Here is a 22,206-nt window from a genome sequence, read left to right as displayed (position 1 = left end):
CGTGCTCAGCGTTTGGGCCGCTGCACTGCGGCACAACAGTTGACCGCGCAGGAAACGCCGTTGGCGGTCGAGCCGAGCAACGGCTCGACCCCGAGGCGGAGCGGCGGCTCGCCGGCCACACGTTCGGCAATGAGCGTCGGGACCAACTGAGCAAAACGTGGGTCCCGGCCGGGCGTCGCCGCCCGCACAAAATCCATTCCGAGTTCTGCGGCTTTGTCCTTGGCTTCGGTATCGAGGTCCCACACTACTTCGAGGTGGTCGGACACAAAACCGACAGGACATACGATGACGCCGCGAACATCATTGGTGGACAACACATCCAGGTGATCGCAGATGTCAGGATCGAGCCACGGCACCTGCGGCGGGCCGGATCGTGACTGCCACACAAGATCAAAATCGTCGACGCCCACAGCGCCGGCCACCAGGCGCGAGGCTTCAGCGACCTGACGGCTGTACAGGTTGCCGCCCAACTCGGGCGGACCGGCATTTCTGTCTGCCGCGATCGGTACCGAATGCGCCGTGAACACCAGCCGGGCGTTTTCGCGAGTTGCCTCGGGCAGAGCCGCCCGCGCCGCCCGGACTCCGTCGGCAAACGCGTTGACGACCAGCGGATGGTCGTAATACTGGCGAAGTTTTGTCAAGGTCGGTGCACCGTCACCGACCGCGGTACGGGCACGCGCGATGTCCTCGTGATACTGACGGCACCCCGAGTATCCGCCCCACGCCGAGGTGGCAAACACAGCCGCGTTGCGGATACCGTCGTCGCGCATTTGTGCAACAGTGTCCTCGACCATGGGGTGCCAGTTGCGGTTTCCGAAGTAGATCGGAAGATCCAATCCCGCCGTTGCCAGTTCACCCCGGACTCGCTCGATCAACTCTCGATTGAGCGCATTGATCGGTGAGACTCCACCGAAATGCATGTAGTGCTCCACGACCGCATCAAGACGCTCCGGTGGTACTCCCCTTCCCCGCGTGACGTTTTCGAGAAAGGGTCGAACGTCCTCGGGTTTTTCGGGACCGCCGAACGACAACACGAGAAGAGCATCGAACTCGGCGTCCACACCAGCAGTCATGCCTTCAATCTTGCGCGATGCCGTTCGGCAGACAAAACCCGGGTACGCACTGATGTAGTAGAACTAACAACGCGTTTCACACAGCAGATCACACGTGCTCCGTCGAGCGGCGATCACTGAGTAGTCCTCTAGCTCCTGCGAGATTCATCGGCCCACGTCTGGCGGATTGTCGCCGTCGTGCGTCCGAACTCTCGCCTCGGCGTACGCAGCGAGGGTCGATTCACCGATAGTTGCGGTGGCAGGATGGAACTCGATACGCACTCCGTGCGCGGCGAGGAGTTCGTCGGTCCAGTAGTCGCGAATGCGCGGGTCGATCCCACTGAGGTGCAGCTGACCGCCAACCGCGTCGAGGCGACGAGCATAATCCGCGACGATGGTGAAGAACGTTGCGCTTACCGTCGTACGCCCCCTCAGCCGCAGGATCACCACCGGCGACCTCGCACCGGCGGGATCCGGCAGATGCGCCGCAAGCGTGCGCGCTCCCGCGTAGAACAGGCTGCCGTACACGTCGAGTATCACAATCTCGTTGTCGGAGAGTTGTTTCGGTGCCCTCGCCTCGACCAGTTGATTGCCGTGCACGCGCAGCCGGACCACCTTGAGATCGATTGCTTCCTGGTTCAGCTGCAGGATCAGTGAGAGCGCGACCCCGATACCGACCGCAGCTGTCACCGGCAGCAGCAACGTCGCCACAAGCGTGGTGGTGAACACAATTCTCGAGGTGTAGCCGCTACCCCAGATCGCAGAGGTCCGGGCGGGATCGAGGGAGCCTGCAGCCGCGACGATCAGGACAGCCGCCAGGGTTGGCATAGGCACCTGCCCGACTAGTCCCGCAACTGCGGCCAACAGGACAAGTAGCCACAGGCCTGACCAGATCGCTGCCCATCGGGTACGGGCACCCGCTGTGCGATTGAGCGCAGTCTGCCCCACCGATCCTCCGACTGGCATTCCGTGGAGCAATGAGGCAGCGACGTTGCCGGCACCTTGGGCGGTGAAGTCTCGATTGGCGGAGGAGCGTGAACCGTCTGGATTGGGGGCGGATTCGGCCACTCCTGCGCCTTGGACCAGCACAATGACCGCCACCGTCAGAGCGCCGCTCAGCAGTGCGGGGCTCAGCACGGTCAGATCGGGAAGACCCGGGGTCGGGAATCCAGTGGGGATAGTCGCTATGTCGGAAACGCGGCTCACGGAATCCCACCCCAACGCCACCACAAGAACGGTCGGCACGATCAGCGCAACCAATGATGCGTACAACCGAAACCGGGTCTGTCCCAATGTCCACATGAGTATCAGAGCGCTGACCCCCACCGCCGCGGACCGCCAGTCGATCTCCCCCGGGTGGGTCAACACATTCACTGCCTTGGCGAGCGCGAACCCGCCTTCCGCGTCCACCCCCAGCAAGGCCGGAATCTGACCGAATGCAATGTTGGCAGCAACCCCGATAAGAAATCCGGTCATCACGGAATGTGAGACGAAGCGCGTGTATCTCCCCAGCCGCAGAGCGGCGGCCACGATCATCACACCACCGGCGACAAGGGTGAGCATCACCAGAGCCGCAGAGCGATCCTCATCCGGGATGTCGGTCAGCGCCGATCCCGCGGCCAGTGCCGAGGCACTCGTCGTGGTGACCACCATCAGCCGGGTACTGGTGGACAATCCTCCGAATACCCGGCCGGCCATGCTCGCGTAAAGACCGTGCAGCGGACTCACTCCGGCGAGCACGCCTGAGGCCATACCGTCGGGCACGCTACCGATCGCACCGGGAAGACCCGCGATCACATCGGCTCGGGTCATTCGCTCGCGCGGCAGCAGAGCACGTATGCGACCCAGCACTCCGCTCATGTAGCCCATCGTCGACGACGTGTGCACTCTCCCGCCTCATCCCGACCGGGTGAAGTGCCGCGGGCTTTTTCCTCGAGAACTCCGCAGGATCACAGCGGCGTGAAGTTCTCCAATGCCGCCATCGCATCGAGCTGTTCGAGATAGTGCGCTAGTGATCGATGAACTGGGCGGAACGGGATCATTGTGACGCCCGCCTCGGCCATCTCGGCAAGCGTCTCCTCCACCAGGTCGGGGTGCGCGGCGGGGTCCAGAGAGTCCGCACCGCAAATCACCTCGAAGCCCTCAGGACGTTCCGGAAATCCGGCCAACATTGCGCGAAGGATATCCAGGTCCGGTGCGCCGGGCATCCACCCGTCGCCGAGCGTCACAGCCCGTCGTAATGCACGTTTGCTGTGCCCACCGACCCAGAGCGGCACGCGCGGTTGGATCGCGTGGGGATCGATGATCAATCCCTCGAAATCGTAGAACTCGCCGTGATACTCCGGTTCGAGCTGTGACAGCGATGCGCGGAGCGCGCGCATCGCGTCATCTGCGCGCGGGCCTCGTCCTTCGAAGGGCACACCCAGTGCCTTGAACTCCGCCTCGACTGTCCCTACGCCCAGGCCCAGAACCACACGCCCGCCGCTCATCCGGTCCAGAGTCCCGTAGCGCTTGGCGATCTCGAGGGGATGGTGATATCCGAGAACAAGGATGTTCGTCACAAGACGTAGGCGCTCGGTCTTTCCCGCCAGATACGACAGGGTTGCCAGAGGATCCCAATAGCGCGTTCCGCGCCCGTTCGGCAGCTGAGGCGACCACACCCCGGAGGGCATACCGATGTGTTCGCTACACGTGACGAAATGGAAGCCGCGCCGGTCGGCATGCTGCGCAATCTCGGCGATTTCCTCGATCCCCGCGCCTAGTTCCCACTCCGCCGTGCGGCCCGGGATGATGCTCACGACCGGTGTACTGATGCCGATTCGCATCGATGCAACTCCTTCGACTGTGCACCGGCACGTGAGGGTGACGGCCGCTCTCGGAGCTGAACGTACCAGAGGAATGAACACTGTTCATTTTGGTATCGTGCTCGACTACCCGAGCGGTTGGGCACCACGCTGAGCAAGCATGAGAGCCATCAATCCGGATTCCTGACTCTGGGTGGTGATCATGTCGCGGGCAGATTGTTTGACCGGACCGTCGGCCAGAAGTTCGTTCGCGGCCTGGGCCATGACGATCCCCCCGCGGTGATGACGCTCCATCAACTGCAGGAACAACACTTCCGCGTCGACCCCGGTAGCTGCGGTGAGAGCGTCGAGTTCGGCCATGGTCGCCATCCCCGGCATCGACGAGTCACCGGTAGTTGCGTCCGGCCTCATGACGCCGTGGTGCGCGGCAAGGTCCGTCGAATTCGACGCGGTGTGCATCCAGTCCATCGGAGTGCGACTGCCCGGGGTCACATTCGCGAGTCTGAGCCAACCGAGCATCATCCCGACCTCGCTCCGCTGCGAATCGTCGATCTGTTGCGCGAGCCTACTCACCGCCGGATCGGCATTCGCGTTCAGTCGCTGGGCGATGAACAGCGCTTGCTGGTGGTGCGCGACCATATCGTGGACAAACCCGATTTCGTTGTCGCTCAGGATCTCTGCCGGCGCTGGCTGCTCCGCGATGATCAGCGGCCGCAGCGCCGCACCGAGCACAACCAGCATCACCGCAACACAACCGAACGCTGCGATGCGCACCACTCGCGTTGTCGTCATGAACCGACGGTCGAGTGCTGATCGGCCGGTGGCGAGTAGACGTCGGGATCGAGTTGCAACGCCATGAATCCGTTGTCGGCGCACGTCACCCACAGCTTGCTGCCGCGCCACTCCGGCGCCGAGAAGCACCAGTCCGTGGAGATGTCACCTTGGGTGAGCATCCCGGTTCGCGGGCCGAGTGCCTGGTTCGGGTCGAATTGGCCACTGAGAATCGACTGGCCGATCGCGGGCGCGCTCAGCAGTGGAACGCCCAGGATCGATGCCAACGCGTGGGGCGAGTTTGTCAGCGCAAGATTGTCCCCCGTCTTCGCCGGCGGGTTGTAATAGGCGATTTCCCGGACGTCGAACGGGTCGCGGACATCAAACACCCTGATCCCGGACGATATCCACCCACACGCGAGCGCCGTGGGATTGTCCGGGCGATCCGCTGCGCAGTAGTGCGATTCGTACGCAAAGGCCGAGCCGCCGGACGCTGATGCAAGAGAGGAATCCTGATTTTCGGGAAGGTTGATCTCGAGCTTGATCGACGCGGCGATCTCCGGCCGGGCCCCGTCGGAGACATCGATGAGTTTGACTCCGCCTGATCCTCCCTCGTCGACGGTGAACAGATACGGTGCGCCGTCGTAGTTCACCGGAATACTGTGCTGCGTTGCCCATCCGTCCGTCCACGACAGCTGCGAGAGCTGGCGCACCTGAGGATTGGGGTCGCGCCGCTGCACCGCACTGACGTCGAGTACGTGGATGCCGCCCAGATTGTTCGACAGATACAGCTGATTCCCGTCGTCACTGACACCAATTCCGTGTGTCGAGAGTCCGATCAGGTCCTGCCACACAACCTTCGGAGTGGACGGGTCGGTGAGGTCGACAGCGCTCACGATGCCGGGCGCAGTGCCAGAGGACCAGTACGTATTGCCGTCCGGCGAGAACCCGCCCTCATGCGACGTAATGGGAAGAAGCATCCCCAGATCCGTTCCCGGTCCTGGATTGAGCAGCTTCGGATGAGCGCAATCGGAGATGTCGTACACCGACATCAAACCCACACCGGTCAGTAAGGGAACTCCCGTTCCCACCAAGAGTTTTCGCTGCGTGTTGACCTTGAGGCTCTCCCACGTTCCCGCGAGCATCGCCGGTTCGGTCAACGTTGCAGTCAGTTTCGGGCTTGCGGGATCCGAGGCATCGATAACCTGTACACCTTGCGCCGGTCCGAGGAGATTTCCGGGGAAGAAGCTGCCGACGTACGCGCAGTGCTCGAAACTCGTGGAGGTGATCCCGCCACCGCGGCCTTCGTACCCGCCCAACCGAGAGATGTTGCAGCTGTAGCCCGTTCGACTGCGTCCGCTGTTACGGTCTTCAGCTGATACGTCGCCCTGCAATCCGGTTTCCGGCTGAGAACCCTCGTTACAACTCGCGCGCTCGACCGCAGCACTGCCGACGGCATGGGATTCGTAGACCGTACCGAGGCTGGATTCCGGCGCCGCTGCGGCGCCGACCACTGGCAGCAGCAGTACAACCGCCGCGGCAACGATCGCCGACCTGACCGTTCGACGAGCGCTCAGTGGTTCCATCGTTGCCCAACCCCCTGCATATCGGGTGTCGGTGATACACGACTGTATCCATCCCACCTACCGACGTCCTGACCGAATGTCCGGTTCCCTGGGGGGAATTCTGCGTGATGCACGCCACTCTCGTCAAGGGTGAATGCGACTCTCCGTCACTGACCGCAGATCTCAGACATTCACAACATCAGCGTCGTACTGCAACGAATCATTCGGATTGATCGGGAACGATTCGAGGTCAGGGCATGCCAGGATCTCTTTCGCTGCGGCGCGACTGCAGCCCACAAGGGTCGAATCGAAATCGACCTCCGTGGCAATGCACCACGAATGGTCCTGCGGCCAGACCAGATTCGCTGACGGCGTCCATGGCTTCGCACCGAGCAGATCAGGAATAGTCGACGCTTCACGGAGCGGCCCCGAGAGCAGAACGTAGTCCCGTCCGGGGTGCCGCAGGCGCGGTCCGGAGATCAGTTCCCGGGCCGGCGATACAACGGGTGCAGGGCGAGATTGTGACTTTCCGGCACTGTAGATCACGGTAGCTCCGGCATGAAAGAAGCCATTGCCCTCCCACACCGCGAAGTAGGCATTGTCCGGTGAAGTCGTATGGCCTGCAAGAAGATCGACAAGACGCTGATTGTCCGGCGGGTCGAGTGAACCGATATCCGGCTCGCCGCCGTCCCAGAGTTCGCTGCGCGGATTCACGGAATGAGTGGCGTCGATCAAACGCCACCATTGGACCAGCGGATGAACGTGCCGACCGGTTACGGCCGCCACATCACCCCATCGGACCACATCAGTGCCGTCGACATCGACTGGGTGGAGAACACGTACGTAAGCGTCGAACCCCGACGGTACAACTGCTGTCAGCGAACCCCACGACGTGGACAACCGTGGTTGGATCCAGTGGCCGACCGACACGTCGTCGACTGGTTCCATCATCGCTGTCCCCCGAGTTGATGTCCTCCGTGTTGACGTCCTCCGAGTTGATGTCCTCCGTGTTCGCCGTCGCCTGGACGCAACAGTTCCAGGCGAGGGCGAACCGGAATCAACCTACTAACCCACCATTGCGTGGAAACCGCCGTCGACGTAGATGATCGACGCGGTTGTGCCCGGCAGCCAATCCGAAAGAACGGTGCAGACTGTCTTTGCAACGGTTTCACGATCTTCGACGTCCCAGCCGATGGGCGCAGCACTGTCCCAGCCCGTGTTGAGCTTGTCCAACTCGGCACCCGGGCCGGTGCTGTCGCCGGCGATTGCCTTGGCGGCGAGCGTCTTGATCGGGCCGGACGCAACAAGATTGGAACGGATGCCACGAACGCCGACCTCTTTGGCGACGTACCGGTTCACTGCCTCGAGAGTGGCCTTGGAAACGCCCATCCAGTTGTAGAACGGCATCGCACGTGACGGATCGAAGTCCATACCGACGATGGACGCCTTGTCGTTCAGTACCGGCAGCAACGCCTTTGCCAGGGCACTGTACGAGTAGGCGGACACCTCGAGAGCAACAGCCACGTCACTCCACGGCGCGTCCATGAACGGGCTGCCCAGGCACGAGCGCGGCGCAAAGCCGATGGAGTGAACAACGCCGTCGATGCCCTCCGGAGCCAACTCGCGGACACGATCGGCCAACGTGGCAAGATCTTCCGGGTTCTGGACGTCGAGGGAGATGGCCGGCGGCACCGGCTGCGGCAGACGCTGAGCAATTCGGTCGATCAGACGCAGACGATCAAAACCCGTGATCAGCACCTTGGCGCCCTGCTCCTGGGCAACCTTCGCCACGTGGAATGCGATGGACGAATCGGTGATGATGCCGGTAACGAGAATGGTCTTACCCTCGAGCAAACCGCCCATGAGTTGTCCTCCTGAAGTGAGACGTACGAAGTGAAAGGAATGTGTGGAAGCGGGAAACTAGTGCCCCATGCCCAGTCCACCGTCAACCGGAATGACGGCACCGGACACGTACGCCGAATCGTCGGAGGCCAGGAAACTCACAACTGCCGCAACATCTTCCGGCTTGCCGGTGCGCTGAAGCGGAATGTGTTCGGTGGCCTTGTCTTTCACGTCGTCGCCCAGTGCTGCGGTCATGTCGGTTTCGATGAATCCGGGGGCAACCACGTTGGCCGTGATCGAGCGGGAGCCCAGTTCGCGGGTCAGCGAGCGAGCGATACCGACGATGCCAGCTTTGGACGCCGCGTAGTTGACCTGCCCAGGGCCACCGGCAAGTCCCACAACGGACCCGAGGAAGATGAAGCGTCCGAAACGCGCCCGCAGCATCGATCGCGTCGCCCGCTTCGCAACCCGGAAAGTGCCCGTGAGGTTTGCGTCGATAACGCTGGTGAACTGATCTTCCGACATGCGCATGATCAGGGTGTCGTCGGTGACACCGGCGTTGGCGACGATGACCTCGACGGGGCCCTGATGTGCCTCGACCTCTTTGAACGCGCGGTCGATCGACTCGGAATCGGTGACGTCACAGACAACACCGAAGAGGCCTTCAGGTGCGCCGCTGCCACGGTGTGTGACGGCGACCTTGTGTCCGTCTGCGGCCAGACGCTGTGCGACGGCGAGACCGATACCGCGGTTGCCGCCGGTAACCAGAACCGAGCGCGGAGTGGTGACGGTCCGTTCTGACACCACGGGGGTGGAAGGGGTAGACATGGCGATCAACCTATCAATTCGAGGGCCGAGTTCCGGCAGTAGTCGGACAAGCGAAAATGGTGCATGGTCATGGCAGCCTTTGGCGAGTGACCAAGGCAACGGTCAAACCTGCGGTGGCAAACAGAACTCCGAGAATCAACCACGGCTTGCTTGCATCGCCACGGGTGGTCTCGAATCCGATCTGCTCTTCGAGCGTGTCGTAGACCGCACGCAATTCTTCGAGGCTGGATGCGGTGAAAAAACTTCCCCCGGACAGATTCGCGATTTCCTTCAGCGACGCGTCGTCGACGGGGACCGGAATGCGATCACCCTCGATTTCGACACGGCCATACGTGGTGCCGAACGAGATCGTGGAGATCGGAACACCTTTGTCCTTGGCCTGACGTGCCGCGGTGAATCCGCCGCGCGGGTCATCCGAATTATCAGGGACCGTCTGCTTGCCGTCGGAGAGCAAGACGATCCGCGCGGGAGGCGCCTGGTCGCTACCGCCGAGCACGGCGGACAACGTGTCGATCGACTGCAGTGACGTGAAGATCGCTTCGCCGGTCGCGGTCCGCTCGCTGAGCTTGAGATTGTCGATGGCAACTTTGGTCGCGTCGCGATTTGTCGTGGGCGACACCAATACCGAAGCAGTTCCGGCAAACGCGACCAGTCCCAGGTTGATGCCAGGCGTCAAACCGTCGGCAAACGATTTAGCCGCCTCCTGAGCGGCCGCGAGACGCGTCGGTTCCACATCGGTGGCCTGCATCGACAGGGACACGTCGATCACCAGGATGACGGTGGCCCGGTTCCGCGGAACCTTCTTGTCCGCTGTGGGACCGGCCAACGCCACCGTGAAGAACACCAACGAGATCACCATCAGAATGGCGGAAACGTGGCGCCACCGACCCGGACGCGACGGCGCCACCTTCTCGAGGAGATCGAAGTTGGTGAACCGCAACGTATGTTTCTGACGCTGCTTCTGCACATAGACGTAACCGGCTACCAACGCGGCGATGACGACCAGGAACAGCAGCCACCACGGCGCAGTGAATTGCGAAAGACTCACGAACGAACGCCCCCAGTTCCGGCGCCGACACCGAAGCTGTGACGGCGTGCCGAGATGAATCGAACCACGTCGGCGATCCAGTCACGATCGGTGTGCAGTGACATGAGCGGTGCCCCACACCGGCGCAATGCCTGCTGAACCTCGACGCGATGTTCCGCGGCCGCGCGCGCAAAATCCGCGCGCAACTGCGGAGTGGTCGAGAACTCGCGTGTGCGACCGGATTCCGGATCATGCAAGACGACGTCACCGACATCGGGCAGTTCGAGGTCGCGTGGATCCACCACTTCGATCCCGAGCACGTCATGACGACCGGCAATGGCTCGCAACGGACGTTCCCAGTCCGTCGGGCCCAGGAAGTCACTGATCACGACGGCCAACCCGCGCCGGCGCTGTGGGCGTCGTAGCGCCTCGATTGCGCCCACCAGATCTCCGCGCACACCATCGGGAGCGTGCGGAGTGGTTGCAATGTTGCGAAGCATCGCCTGAGCGTGGACGCGGCCTCCCCTGGCCGGAATCCGAGTCATCTGCGCGCCGGTGGAAATGATCGCACCGACGCGATTGCCGCCCGAACTGGTCAGGTGCGTCACCGCAGCAGCGGCAGCAACAACCAAATCGCGCTTCTCACAACCAGCGGTACCGAAGTCGAGACTCGCGGACAGGTCGATCACCAACCATGTCTCGAGTTCCCGATCAGCCACCGACTGCCGCACATGCGGGTGCGTCGTACGGGCGGTGACCGACCAATCCATCTGTCGCACATCGTCACCCGGCTGATACTCCCGAGCCTCGCCGGGTTCGGACCCGGGACCGGGGATCAGTCCGAGGTGATCACCGTGCAACACCCCGTCGAGCCGGCGGCGGACCGTCAACTCGAGTGTTCGCAACGCCGCGGTCAGCCGTGGGTCACGAAGTTCACCGGACTCGAACGACGGCGGTGCACCGGTATGACCGGGAAGGTGACTTTCCGTCACTGCGGGCGACTCATCGGATCAGGGCTCATGAACTGCGCGCCGTTCCCCGCGGGATTGAACTGCGGTGCGCCCTGCTGTGGTTGCTGCATCGGCTGGCCTACCGGTTGTCCCGGTACCGGTTGCGGTCCCGCGACAGTGGGCACCGGGCGCGCGGCGATCTGAGGCAGACCGACCGTCTGCAGGACCCTCGTGATGACGGCGTCGGGAGTGACCTCGTCGGCGAGTGCGTCGTACGACAACACGAGGCGGTGGCGCAACACGTCCGGGATGACCTCGACGACGTCCTGCGGGACAACGTAATCGCGGCCACGCACGAGGGCGAGCGCTCGGGAGGCGGCAATGATGCCGAGAGTTGCGCGCGGCGACGCACCATAGGCGATCCAGCCGGCCACGTCGTCGAGGCCGAATTCGCTCGGCGTACGGGTAGCCGCAATAACCCGAACCACGTAGTCGACCAGCGCATGGTGAACGAAGACGGTGCTCGCAACACGCTGGAGTCGGACCAACTCTTCGGGACCGAGGATCTGGTGCGGCTCCGGCGCGGCGACGCCCATCCGGTAGACGATTTCGCGTTCTTCTTCGACGGTCGGGTAGTCGACCAGAATCTTGAACAGGAAGCGGTCACGCTGCGCTTCCGGGAGTGGATACACGCCTTCGTTCTCGATCGGGTTCTGCGTCGCCATCACCAGGAACGGGTCCGGCATGTGGTAGCGCTTGCCACCGATGGAGACGTGACGCTCGGCCATGACTTCGAGCAGCGCCGACTGCACCTTTGCCGGTGCGCGGTTGATCTCGTCGGCCAGGACGAAGTTTGCGACGACCGGCCCGAGTTCGGTGTCGAACTCTTCGCGTCCCTGTCGGTAGATACGCGTACCGATCAAGTCGGTGGGCACGAGGTCGGGGGTGAACTGCACACGGGAGAACGATCCGCCGACTACCTTCGCAAAGGTCTCGACCGCCAGTGTCTTCGCGACACCGGGCACACCCTCGAGGAGCACGTGTCCCTTTGCCAGTAGCCCGACGAGTATCCGCTCGACCAGACGATCCTGGCCGACGATGACCCGTTTGACCTCGTAGATCGCTCGTTCCAGAGTCTGGACGTCGGCGGCGAGCGACGGAGCTACCCCGTCGGAATTTCCACTCGCCTTGTCTACGTCGACCGATCCGATCGAATCTTCACGTGAGGTCACCAAGAATCCATCGCTTTCACCTAGAAAAGTTCCGACAGTAACGTGTTCCCCGCCAACTATTCCAGGTAGTTGCTCGTGATGCCGCAACACCACGTCAACACATGCAACGAACCGGGCATCGAAGCATGAACGGGTTCAGCCTTCCCTCGTGATCAGGAGACCAGCCGAACGGCGTACGGGGTCATGCCGCCCCACCGAACGGGTGAAACTTTCACACTGGAACCGGACTGCGGCGCTTCGAGCATCTGCCCGTCACCGAGGTACAGGGCCACGTGCTGACTGGCATTCGGCCCGTAGAAGATCATGTCGCCGCGCTTCATCTCGGACGACGGAACCTGCTTGCCCGCGGTGTACTGGTAACCGGTGTAGTGCGGCAACGAGATACCGATTCCGGCAAACGCGTAGATCATCAGACCTGAGCAGTCGAACCCGATCTTGTTGAAGTCGCCGTAGCTGTCCGCGACTCCGCCGTCACGGATTCCGCGGGTCGGACCGTTCTCGTCGCCGCCGCCCCACGCGTACTGAATACCGATTTGCGACATACCGCGGTCGATCACGGATTCGATTGCGGCGCTTCCGGACACCGAAGGCGCTGTCGGTTTCGGAGTTGCCGGCTTGGGAGTTGTGGGCTTCGGTGTTGCGACCGGAGTGTCGGAATCCGAATCGGTGCTCGTGTCCGTCGACGTCTCGTCGTCGTCATCGGGAATGACTGTCGGAGTCGGATCTTCGACGGCAGTGTGCGGGCGCTGCGCGGCAGCTAATGCGGCGGCACGGTCCTGGGCAGCCTGATCGGCAGCAGCCCGGGCGGCGGCTTCCTCAGCGGCTTGCTTGGCAGCCGCTTCGAGTGCAGCCTGATGAGCTTCTTCGGCCTTTCGCTGTTCGTCCCACGTCGCGTATGCCTGGCGCTGCCCTTGCAAACCGGCAACAGCGTTGCGGGCTGCATCGAGTTGAGCTTGTGCGGAATTGCGCTCCGATTCGATGGACGCCTTCTTGGCTACCTGCTGGTCGAGCGCGTTGCGGGCGATGGCGATGGCCTGCTCGGCAAGAGCCTGAAGATTGGCGGCAATTTCGGCGGCCGCGTCGGCGTCGAGCTTGGCTTGCCGGGTCGCGGAGTCCTTGTTCGCCTGTTCGGTCCGCGCGCGCTGCAAACCGTCGAGCACGGCGCGTTGGGTGTTGGAGAGAAGTTTGAGGACTTGAGCTCGATCGAGGACGTCGCCCGGGCCCTTGGCGTCGAGGAACGACGAGATGGACGCGGTATTGGTGCCTTGGACGTAACTCGATCGGGCGTACTTGTCGAAGTCGCTCTGCGCTACGTCGATCTGTGCGCCGGCGTCCCGAAGTGCTTGTTTCGTGATGCCGACGGCTTGGGCTGCGGCATCGGCGGCGCCACGTGCGTTCTGCAGGTCGACCAGTGTCTTGTTGACGTCTTCGCGTTTGATGGCAACTTCGTTGTCGAGTGCAGACAACTGCTCATTTGCCGCGGCAACCTGGTTGATGAGGGCGCTGACGGTGCTGACGCTCGATGAAACCTGCGAATCTGCGGACGCGATTTCGGAGTCACTGGGATTGGGCGGAGGCGGCGGGACAGACGCTCCGACACCCGGGTTTCCGACAACCAGGGCAGTGACGATGCCCGCACCGATAACCAGTTGTGCCAGGCGGGACGACGCTCGGGAAGGTTTACGACGGCCGAATCCGCCTCGTGTTACTTGACTCACAAATAACTCTCCCTCGCGTGTACGCCACGGGCCCGCTGGGTCGCCGATCCGTGCGGGGAGGGAATGCGCAGGAAGCTATGACGCCACGTGGCGCCACCAACAAGATGTAGCGAAGTAGCTACCGCTTGTCGCTAACCCGCCGTTCGGGGGCAACGCTCGGCGCCGCCCGGTTTCGGGTGGCGTCGCGCGCAGTCCGTCGAACAACAGCCATCTTTCTGCGACACTTCTTCCCCAAAAAGTGCCAGTTGTACCGTACGACACTTGAGAGAACTTTGGAAACTTTAGCCCCAAATAACACATCGGGTATTTCGCCCAGGTGGATGGCTGTATCTAAATGAAAAAGCAGGTACTCACCACAAATGCTGGTGAATACCTGCTATTCGATATCCGCGGACGTGCGCGCGGAGTTATTCAGATCCGGCGTGTCCGACGGTTTGTTCCGAAGGCTCGCTCGCCTGGTCGGTTTCCACGGGTTCGGGACTTCGACGCCATTTGACGACAAAAGTAATTGCCGCCGCAGCAGCCACAATCGCCACCAAAAGGACCGTATACAAAGCCCACGGCGGACCCGGCTGAACGATCTCGTGGGAAAAGCGATCAGCGATCACAGCAGAACTGTCCCCGAACGAACGATCCTGCGCGGTCTCGAGCTGTACTCGACTGATCGAATCGCTGGAGCTGCCCATCCAGTCCGGACTCATCACCAAGATCGTGCCGCCCTCGGATTCACCGACGGTCGTCGCCAAGTCCCGGAGATCAGTATCACGGGAAGGATTGGTATCGAGAACGATTACGCTCAAATCGACACCGCGCTCACGGGCGTCGGCGACCACGTCCACCAGTGCCGGGACATCGGCAGCCGGTGCGGAAACCCCATTCTGCGCAACGTCGGCAACTACGTCGTCGACATCGACGTCGGATGGGACTGCGGCATGCAGAGGTGGTGCGGCATGAAGCGGACCGCTCGCATGCAAGGGCGTGAAGACCAAATGTGTAGGAGCAGACATCTCTCATCCGGGTGCAGTTCGGCGCTCGTCCACACGCGAGTGTGTGAATGAATCCGAGGTCGTTATCGGCGGTCTGACCGCGACGGGCCTGAATGCACCCTACTTGAGGTTGAGCGCGAATCCCGCGTCTCTTCGCCACTGCGAGCAATCTGTTGTGGGTCAGCTCACCCAGTCCACCCTGCGTTGCGCAGGTCCTGAGACTGCGTGAAGATTGGTTCGGTCAAGTTGCCCCGAAGTCTCACAGGACAAGCGTACTGTTAGACTTCAGACCGAGAGGTACCTCGCCTCGACCGAGTCCACTTCAGCTCCGATGTTCGGACAGTTCTCACGTGAACTGTGCGATTGGCGTGAGCTGTCGCTGGATACGCCGAGGTGTATGTACCTCGCTTCAGCTGCCGACACAGCCCCGTCGGTGGCGACCCTCATAGACGAGTGGAGCAGACGTGAGCACCAGTATTGATTCGTTCGGAGCAAAGGGAACCCTCGAGGTCGGTGAGAACTCTTACGAGATCTTCCGCCTTGCAGCCGTCCCCGGCACCGAAAAATTGCCCTATTCCTTGAAGGTTCTCGCCGAGAACCTTCTCCGCACCGAAGATGGTGCCAACATCACCGCGGATCACATCCGCGCCATTGCAAGCTGGGATCCCTCAGCCGAGCCGAGCATCGAAATCCAGTTCACGCCTGCCCGCGTGATCATGCAGGACTTCACCGGCGTTCCTTGCATCGTCGACCTCGCCACCATGCGTGAGGCTGTCACCACCCTCGGCGGCGACCCCAACAAGGTCAACCCGCTCTCCCCCGCCGACATGGTCATCGACCACTCGGTCATCCTCGACGTCTTCGGCCAGGCCGACGCGCTCGAGCGCAACGTCGACCTCGAATACGAGCGCAACGGCGAGCGTTACCAGTTCCTCCGTTGGGGCCAGGGCGCATTCGACGACTTCAAGGTCGTCCCCCCGGGAATGGGCATCGTTCACCAGGTCAACATCGAGTACCTGGCACCCACCGTCATGTCCCGTAACGGACAGGCATACCCCGACACCTGCGTCGGCACCGACTCGCACACCACGATGGTCAACGGCCTCGGCGTGCTCGGCTGGGGCGTCGGCGGCATCGAGGCCGAGGCAGCAATGCTCGGCCAGCCCGTCTCCATGCTCATCCCCCGCGTTGTCGGCTTCAAGCTCTCGGGTGAGATCAAGCCCGGCGTCACCGCAACCGACGTCGTGCTCACCGCCACCGAGATGCTCCGTAAGCACGGCGTCGTCGGCAAGTTCGTCGAGTTCTACGGCAAGGGTGTCGCCGAGGTTCCGCTCGCGAACCGCGCAACCCTGGGCAACATGAGCCCCGAATTCGGTTCCACCGCAGCGATCTTCCCGATCGACGGCGAAACCATCGAGTACCTGCGCCTCACCGGCCGCAGCGACGAGCAGCTCGCTCTCGTCGAGGCGTACGCCAAGGAACAGGGCCTGTGGCACAACCCGGATCAGGAGCCCGTCTTCTCCGAGTACATCGAGCTGGATCTGGGAACCGTTGTTCCCTCGATCGCCGGCCCGAAGCGCCCGCAGGACCGAATCCTGTTGTCGGACTCCAAGCCTGCGTTCCGCAAGGACATCCACAACTACGTGGAAGACAACCAGCCGACCGAGCACACGCAGCTCGACGAGGCCGTCGAAGAGTCCTTCCCCGCTTCCGATCCCGCGGTGCTCTCCTTCGCTGACGACGGAGCGGTCAACGTTCTCTCGGCCGCGAACGGTGCACAGGGCCGTCCGAGCAAGCCGGTTGTCGTCAAGTCCGACGCCGGTGAGTTCGTTCTCGACCACGGCGCCGTCGTTGTTGCCGGCATCACGTCCTGCACCAACACGTCCAACCCGTCGGTCATGCTCGGCGCTGCACTGCTCGCACGCAACGCCGTCGAAAAGGGCCTTGCCACCAAGCCGTGGGTCAAGACCAACATGGCTCCCGGTTCGCAGGTTGTCACCGACTACTACGAGAAGGCCGGCCTGTGGCCGTACCTCGAGAAGCTCGGCTACTACCTCGGTGGTTACGGCTGCACCACGTGCATCGGTAACACCGGCCCGCTGCCCGAGGCAGTCTCGAAGGCCATCAACGACAACGATCTCTCGGTCACCGCGGTGCTCTCGGGTAACCGTAACTTCGAGGGTCGCATCTCCCCCGACGTCAAGATGAACTACCTGGCTTCCCCGCCGCTGGTAATCGCCTACGGTCTCGCCGGAACCATGGACTTCGACTTCGAGACCGATTCGCTCGGTAACGACACCGACGGAAACCCCGTCTACCTCAAGGACATCTGGCCGTCCACGCAGGAAATCGAAGACACCATCAAGTCCTCGATCGATCAGGACATGTTCCGCAAGTCGTACGCAACGATCTTTGCGGGCGACAGCCGCTGGCAGAACCTCGAAACCCCGAAGGGTGACACCTTCGAGTGGGACGCGAACTCCACCTACGTGCGGAAGCCACCCTACTTCGACGGCATGACGATGGATCCGGCTCCGGTCAAGGACATCAAGGGCGCTCGCGTCCTCGCGCTGCTCGGCGACTCGGTCACCACCGACCACATCAGCCCGGCAGGTCCGATCAAGGTCGGCACCCCCGCCGCGCAGTACCTCGACTCCCATGGCGTCGAGCGTGCGGATTACAACTCGCTCGGATCGCGTCGCGGTAACCACGAGGTCATGATTCGCGGAACGTTCGCGAACATCCGTCTGCGCAACCAGCTCCTCGACGACGTCTCCGGTGGTTACACCCGCGACTTCACGCAGGAAGGCGCACCGCAGGCATTCATCTACGACGCGTCGCAGAACTACCAGGCAGCCGGCATCCCGCTGGTCGTCCTGGGCGGCAAGGAGTACGGCTCCGGATCCTCGCGTGACTGGGCAGCCAAGGGCACCAGCCTGCTCGGCGTCAAGGCCGTCATCACCGAGTCGTTCGAGCGCATCCACCGCTCCAACCTCATCGGCATGGGCGTTGTCCCGCTGCAGTTCCCGGTCGGCGAGTCCGCAGGGTCGCTCAAGCTCGACGGCACCGAGACCTTCGACATCGAAGGCGTCGAGAAGCTCAACGAGGGCGTCACCCCGAAGACCATGAAGGTCACGGCAACGCGCGAGAACGGCGAGAAGGTCGTGTTCGACGCAGTCGTACGCATCGATACCCCCGGTGAAGCGGATTACTACCGCAACGGTGGCATCCTGCAGTACGTGCTCCGCAACATGATCCGAGGCTAGTTCGCCAGCCTGCCTTTTCCGCACGGCGGACTCAGCGACCTTGCTGAGTCCGCCGTGTGCGTTTGGTATCGGTTCACGGGTGATGTCAACTCCGAAGAAGGAGTCGGCATCGTCGAGATGCGCGAGACGAGGACAAGAACGTGCCCAAGGTCAGTGAAGACCACCTCGCGGCACGGCGCAGTCAGATCCTTGACGGTGCCCGCCGCTGCTTTGCGGAATACGGCTACGACGGCGCCACGGTCAGAAGACTGGAAGAAGTCACCGGGTTGTCCCGAGGCGCGATCTTTCATCACTTCAAGGACAAGGACGGACTTTTCCTTGCGTTGGCGAGCGAGGACGCGAGCCGCATGGCTGACGTCGTCGCCGAAGAGGGCCTTGTGCAGGTAATGCGCGATATGCTCGCCCAACCCGACCAATTCGATTGGCTGGGCACGCGCTTGGAAATTGCCCGGCGACTGCGGAACGATGCGGATTTCCGCGCCAAATGGTCACACCGGTCGGCCGAACTCACGGAAGCAACAAGCGCCCGTCTGGCCTTTCAGAAATCTGCAGGGCGGTTGCGCGACGACGTACCCACCGACGTACTGATCGGCTATCTCGATTTGGTGATGGACGGTCTGGTGGCCCGAATCGCGTCGGGCCATGCCGGCAACAATCTCTCGGCTGTCCTCGATCTGGTCGAGGAATCGGTGCGTCGACGGGATTGAGGGGCGGAGCTCCCGTGCGCCTTTCTGGTAGTGGGAACTACCAGAAAGGCGCACTGGCGTTTACGCCAGCTGAATCAGCTCGAGGTATTCCTGCGACCAGTGATCCTCGTTGCCGTCGGGCAGAAGGATGACGCGCTCGGGGTTGAGGGCCTCAGCCGCGCCCGGATCGTGAGTCACCAGGACAACGGCGCCGGTGTAGCTGCGGAGCGCGTCCAGGACCTGCTCGCGGGAGATCGGGTCGAGGTTGTTGGTGGGCTCGTCGAGCAGCAGGACGTTGGCAGCGGACGACACGAGGCCGGCCAGTGCCAGACGGGTCTTCTCACCACCGGAAAGCGTGCCTGCCGGCTGTTCGAGCTGCGGGCCTGTGAACATGAATGCACCGAGGAGCGAACGCAGTTCCTGCTCCCCCGTGTCCGGTGCGGCGTGACGGATGTTCTCCCACACCGAATCGTTGTCGTCGAGGGTGTCGTGCTCCTGCGCGAAGTAACCGATCTTGAGTCCGTGACCCGCGATCAGCTCACCGGCATCGGCCTTCTCAGCGTTCGCGAGGATGCGCAGCAGGGTGGTCTTGCCGGCACCGTTGAGGCCGAGGATGACGACGCGGGACCCGCGGTCGATCGCCAGGTCGACGCCCGTGAAGATTTCGAGTGATCCGTACACCTTCGTGAGGTTCTTGCCCATGAGCGGCGTCTTGCCGCACGCTGCGGGCTCGGGGAAACGGATTTTCGCGACCTTGTCGGACACGCGCTCGGCATCGAGGTTTGCCATCAACTTGTCTGCGCGCTTTGCCATGTTCTGGGCGGCAACAGCCTTGGTTGCCTTGGCACCCATCTTGGCTGCCTGGATGCGCAGAGCGCCGGCCTTCTTCTCGGCGTTTGCGCGCTCGCGGCGTCGACGCTGCTCGTCCGTTGCACGGGCGTCGAGGTACTTCTTCCAGTTCATGTTGTAGATGTCGGCTTCACTGCGCACGGCGTCGAGGAACCAGACACGGTTGACGACGTCGTTGAGCAGATCCACATCGTGACTGATGACCACGAGGCCACCCTCGTGGTTCTGGAGGAATCCGCGCAGCCACGTGATGGAGTCGGCGTCGAGGTGGTTGGTGGGCTCGTCGAGGAGCAGAGTCGTGTCCGAGCGCGCCCCGCTGCCGTCGGATGCGGCAAAGAGAATTCGAGCCAATTCGACGCGTCGACGCTGACCACCGGACAGCGTGCTGAGCGGCTGGCCGAGGATGCGATCTTCGAGACCGAGGCTGCTGGTGATGCGCGCAGCTTCACTCTCGGCTTCGTAACCGCCCAGGGAGGAGAAGCGGTCTTCGAGCTGGCCGTACTTCTTGACGGCCTTGTCCTGTGATTCCTGGTCGAGAACCTCGCCCATGAGAATCTGCTGCTTCTCCATGTCGCGGAGCATCGTGTCGAGTCCGCGGGCAGAGAGGACGCGATCCTTGGCCAGGATGCTCAGGTCGCCCTCTTTGGGGTCCTGCGGCAGGTAGCCGAGGTCACCGGTCCGGACGACCTTGCCCGCGTACGGCTCACCTTCACCGGCGAGGAGACGCAGCGTGGTGGTCTTGCCGGCACCGTTACGGCCGACCAGACCGATGCGATCACCGGGCTGAATTCGCAAGGACGGACCGGGCGCCGTGAGAAGGGTGCGGACACCGGCACGAACTTCGAGGTCAGTGGCGGTAATCAAGCAGAACTCCTCAGAACTAAAGACAACTACGGGCAAACGTGTCCTGACGGCAGACACAAGAACTTCCAATTTTACCGTGAGCTGGGGCCATCTCCGACCAGCGGCGTGTGAATCCGCTAACAGTGGGAGATCCGCGATGTAGATGGAATCCTCGGAGGATGACAACCCGAACTACCGACGCAGACGTCGTCATCGTGGGCGGCGGGCCGGCCGGGCGGGCGCTGGCGACGAGATGCGTCGCCCACAATCTGTCGGTCATTCTGGTCGATCCCCACCCCGCGCGAGCGTGGACGGCAACGTACGCGGCCTGGCTCGACGAGCTTCCGACGTGGTTGCCGGACGCGGCCATTTCCAGTCGTATCGCTCGCCCGTCGGCGTGGGCGCAGCGACCCGTAACGCTCGACCGCACTTACTGTGTATTGAATACATCGCTACTGCAATCAATACTGTCGACCGGATCTACGCAGTTCATAGCTACCAAAGTCACTCATCTGACCGCCAACTCGATCATCTGCTCCGACGGAACCCGTGTCAGCGCACAGGTCGTGGTCGACGCCCGCGGAACAACTCCAACTCCCCGAACGGCACAGCAAACCGCCTTCGGAATCGTGCTCGATCCCGCCGCCGCTGAGCCCGCACTCGACGGCAACGCAGCCTGGTTCATGGACTGGCGACGCGACAACGGAACCCCGAAAAGCGCGGAGCCGTCTTTCCTTTACGCCGTCCCCCTCGACGCCGACCGGACGCTCCTCGAGGAGACGTGTCTTGTGGGTCGGCCACCCCTGCCGCTGGCCGAGCTGAAACGGCGGCTGCACAGTCGGCTCGGCAATCGCGGCGTCACCCCTGCGGAAGACGCCCCCGTCGAACGTGTCCGATTCGCTGTGGAATCGCCACCTGGTCGGCGCGGTGATCCTTTCCGTTTCGGCGCACGCGGCGGACTGATGCATCCAGGCACCGGGTACAGCGTCGCCACAGCGTTGAACGAAGCAGACGGTGTTGCGTCGGCGATTGCCCGCGGCGACGACCCTCAGCGTGCTTTGTGGCCGCGATCGGCACGAGGCGTCGCAGCGCTACGGCGAGTGGGACTGAGCGCGCTTCTCACCCTCGAGCCTGGTGACGTCGAGGCCTTCTTTGCGACGTTCTTTGCGCTGCCCGTCGAGCAGCAACAGGCCTATCTGTCGGATCGCCGCGATTCGGCCGCTACGGCAAAGGTCATGACGTCATTGTTCGCAGCCTCACCGTGGCGGGTCAGACGAACATTGACGGTAGCGCCGCTTTTGGCGTTGCGGACGAAATAACGGTCATTGATAGCGTCACTACATATCGCCCGACCGATCACTGGAGTTTCCTTGTTCGTTCTTTATGCCGTCGTTGCCGTGATTCTGACTGCCACTCTCGCCGGATCTGCCTATCTCGACATCACGCGCGAAGAAAAACTGGTCGACACTCTGACCGGATTGGGCGTTCCCGAAGAATGGATTCCCGGACTCGGCGTCATCAAGCTGGTCGGCATCGTCGGTCTGCTCGTCGGGCTTGTGGTGCCGGCAATCGGCATCGCCGCTGCCATCGGGCTGATCCTGTATTTCGTCGGCGCCGTCGTCGCTCACCTGCGATCCGGCGACCAGAACATCGTGCCTCCCGCGATGCTCGGACTCCTCGCCGTTGCCGCCTTGGTGCTGCGTATCGCGTCGTCCTGACCCGCCGACGCGGTGATCGCGAACAACAATTCGACATCGCACCCATTGCTTTCTCTCGCGCAATTGCGC

Annotated in this window: 18 protein-coding genes; 4 read left to right on the top strand and 14 right to left on the bottom strand. The window is 62.6% G+C overall.

Annotated features, from left to right (window positions below; genetic code table 11):
• Positions 1-5 precede the first annotated feature (5 nt).
• The 13 genes from V2B23_RS02970 to V2B23_RS02910 form a co-directional block, all read right to left on the bottom strand.
• Positions 6-1,073, bottom strand: coding sequence for a ferrochelatase (locus tag V2B23_RS02970; RefSeq protein WP_430948943.1), 1,068 nt, complete (start codon positions 1,071-1,073; stop codon positions 6-8).
• A 144-nt stretch (positions 1,074-1,217) separates the two neighbouring features.
• Positions 1,218-2,939, bottom strand: coding sequence for a SulP family inorganic anion transporter (locus tag V2B23_RS02965; protein ID WP_430948942.1), 1,722 nt, complete (start codon positions 2,937-2,939; stop codon positions 1,218-1,220).
• Between the two features lie 62 nt (positions 2,940-3,001).
• Positions 3,002-3,877 (bottom strand): LLM class F420-dependent oxidoreductase, encoded by an 876-nt coding sequence (locus tag V2B23_RS02960; RefSeq protein ID WP_430948941.1) that lies wholly within the window; start codon positions 3,875-3,877, stop codon positions 3,002-3,004.
• A 105-nt stretch (positions 3,878-3,982) separates the two neighbouring features.
• Positions 3,983-4,648 carry a DUF305 domain-containing protein gene (locus tag V2B23_RS02955; protein WP_430948940.1) on the bottom strand — a complete coding sequence of 222 codons (666 nt, stop codon included), beginning with the start codon at positions 4,646-4,648 and terminating at the stop codon, positions 3,983-3,985.
• A complete protein-coding gene (locus V2B23_RS02950) occupies positions 4,645-6,213 on the bottom strand; it encodes an LVIVD repeat-containing protein (protein WP_430948939.1) in 1,569 nt (522 codons plus the stop codon). The genes V2B23_RS02955 and V2B23_RS02950 overlap by 4 nt, the downstream gene beginning before the upstream one ends.
• Positions 6,214-6,375: 162 nt before the next feature.
• Positions 6,376-7,143 (bottom strand): hypothetical protein, encoded by a 768-nt coding sequence (locus V2B23_RS02945; RefSeq protein ID WP_430948938.1) that lies wholly within the window; start codon positions 7,141-7,143, stop codon positions 6,376-6,378.
• Between the two features lie 114 nt (positions 7,144-7,257).
• The gene (gene inhA / locus V2B23_RS02940) at positions 7,258-8,055 is read right to left on the bottom strand and encodes an NADH-dependent enoyl-ACP reductase InhA (protein ID WP_430948937.1); all 798 of its coding nucleotides are present in this window, start codon (positions 8,053-8,055) and stop codon (positions 7,258-7,260) included.
• 57 nt (positions 8,056-8,112) lie between these two features.
• The gene (fabG1, locus tag V2B23_RS02935) at positions 8,113-8,862 is read right to left on the bottom strand and encodes a 3-oxoacyl-ACP reductase FabG1 (protein WP_045067715.1); all 750 of its coding nucleotides are present in this window, start codon (positions 8,860-8,862) and stop codon (positions 8,113-8,115) included.
• Positions 8,863-8,929: 67 nt separating this feature from the next.
• Positions 8,930-9,910, bottom strand: coding sequence for a VWA domain-containing protein (locus tag V2B23_RS02930; protein WP_430948936.1), 981 nt, complete (start codon positions 9,908-9,910; stop codon positions 8,930-8,932).
• Complete coding sequence (locus V2B23_RS02925; RefSeq protein WP_430948935.1) at positions 9,907-10,881, bottom strand: DUF58 domain-containing protein; 975 nt, start codon at positions 10,879-10,881, stop codon at positions 9,907-9,909. Before V2B23_RS02925 ends, V2B23_RS02930 begins: the two co-directional genes overlap by 4 nt.
• Entirely contained in the window at positions 10,878-12,050 is a 1,173-nt protein-coding gene (locus V2B23_RS02920) for an AAA family ATPase (RefSeq protein WP_430949172.1), read from the bottom strand. Before V2B23_RS02920 ends, V2B23_RS02925 begins: the two co-directional genes overlap by 4 nt.
• Before the next feature lie 173 nt (positions 12,051-12,223).
• A complete protein-coding gene (locus V2B23_RS02915) occupies positions 12,224-13,789 on the bottom strand; it encodes an NlpC/P60 family protein (RefSeq protein ID WP_430948934.1) in 1,566 nt (521 codons plus the stop codon).
• A 407-nt stretch (positions 13,790-14,196) separates the two neighbouring features.
• Positions 14,197-14,796, bottom strand: coding sequence for a DUF6676 family protein (locus V2B23_RS02910; protein ID WP_430948933.1), 600 nt, complete (start codon positions 14,794-14,796; stop codon positions 14,197-14,199).
• Between the two features lie 443 nt (positions 14,797-15,239).
• Here V2B23_RS02910 and acnA point away from each other — a divergent pair, with 443 nt between their 5' ends.
• Together acnA and V2B23_RS02900 are read left to right on the top strand one after the other, a co-directional pair.
• Positions 15,240-18,041, top strand: coding sequence for an aconitate hydratase AcnA (acnA, locus tag V2B23_RS02905; protein WP_430948932.1), 2,802 nt, complete (start codon positions 15,240-15,242; stop codon positions 18,039-18,041).
• Between the two features lie 140 nt (positions 18,042-18,181).
• Positions 18,182-18,748 (top strand): TetR/AcrR family transcriptional regulator, encoded by a 567-nt coding sequence (locus tag V2B23_RS02900; RefSeq protein WP_430948931.1) that lies wholly within the window; start codon positions 18,182-18,184, stop codon positions 18,746-18,748.
• A gap of 60 nt (positions 18,749-18,808) precedes the next feature.
• On the opposite strand, the gene V2B23_RS02895 is transcribed toward V2B23_RS02900, so the two are convergent.
• Positions 18,809-20,440, bottom strand: a complete 1,632-nt coding sequence (locus V2B23_RS02895; protein ID WP_430948930.1) for an ABC-F family ATP-binding cassette domain-containing protein — start codon at positions 20,438-20,440, stop codon at positions 18,809-18,811.
• Positions 20,441-20,598: 158 nt separating this feature from the next.
• On the opposite strand from V2B23_RS02895, the gene V2B23_RS02890 reads away from it, so the two are divergent.
• Complete coding sequence (locus V2B23_RS02890) at positions 20,599-21,738, top strand: lycopene cyclase family protein (RefSeq protein ID WP_430948929.1); 1,140 nt, start codon at positions 20,599-20,601, stop codon at positions 21,736-21,738.
• 51 nt (positions 21,739-21,789) lie between these two features.
• A complete protein-coding gene (locus V2B23_RS02885; RefSeq protein WP_430948928.1) occupies positions 21,790-22,137 on the top strand; it encodes a DoxX family protein in 348 nt (115 codons plus the stop codon).
• The last annotated feature ends 69 nt before the right edge of the window (positions 22,138-22,206 follow it).

It is taken from the genome of Rhodococcus sp. 24CO (assembly GCF_050586165.1).
Lineage (GTDB): Bacteria > Actinomycetota > Actinomycetes > Mycobacteriales > Mycobacteriaceae > Rhodococcus_F.
Note: the sequence above shows the minus strand (reverse complement) of the source record. Positions and strands in the feature narration are given on the sequence as shown.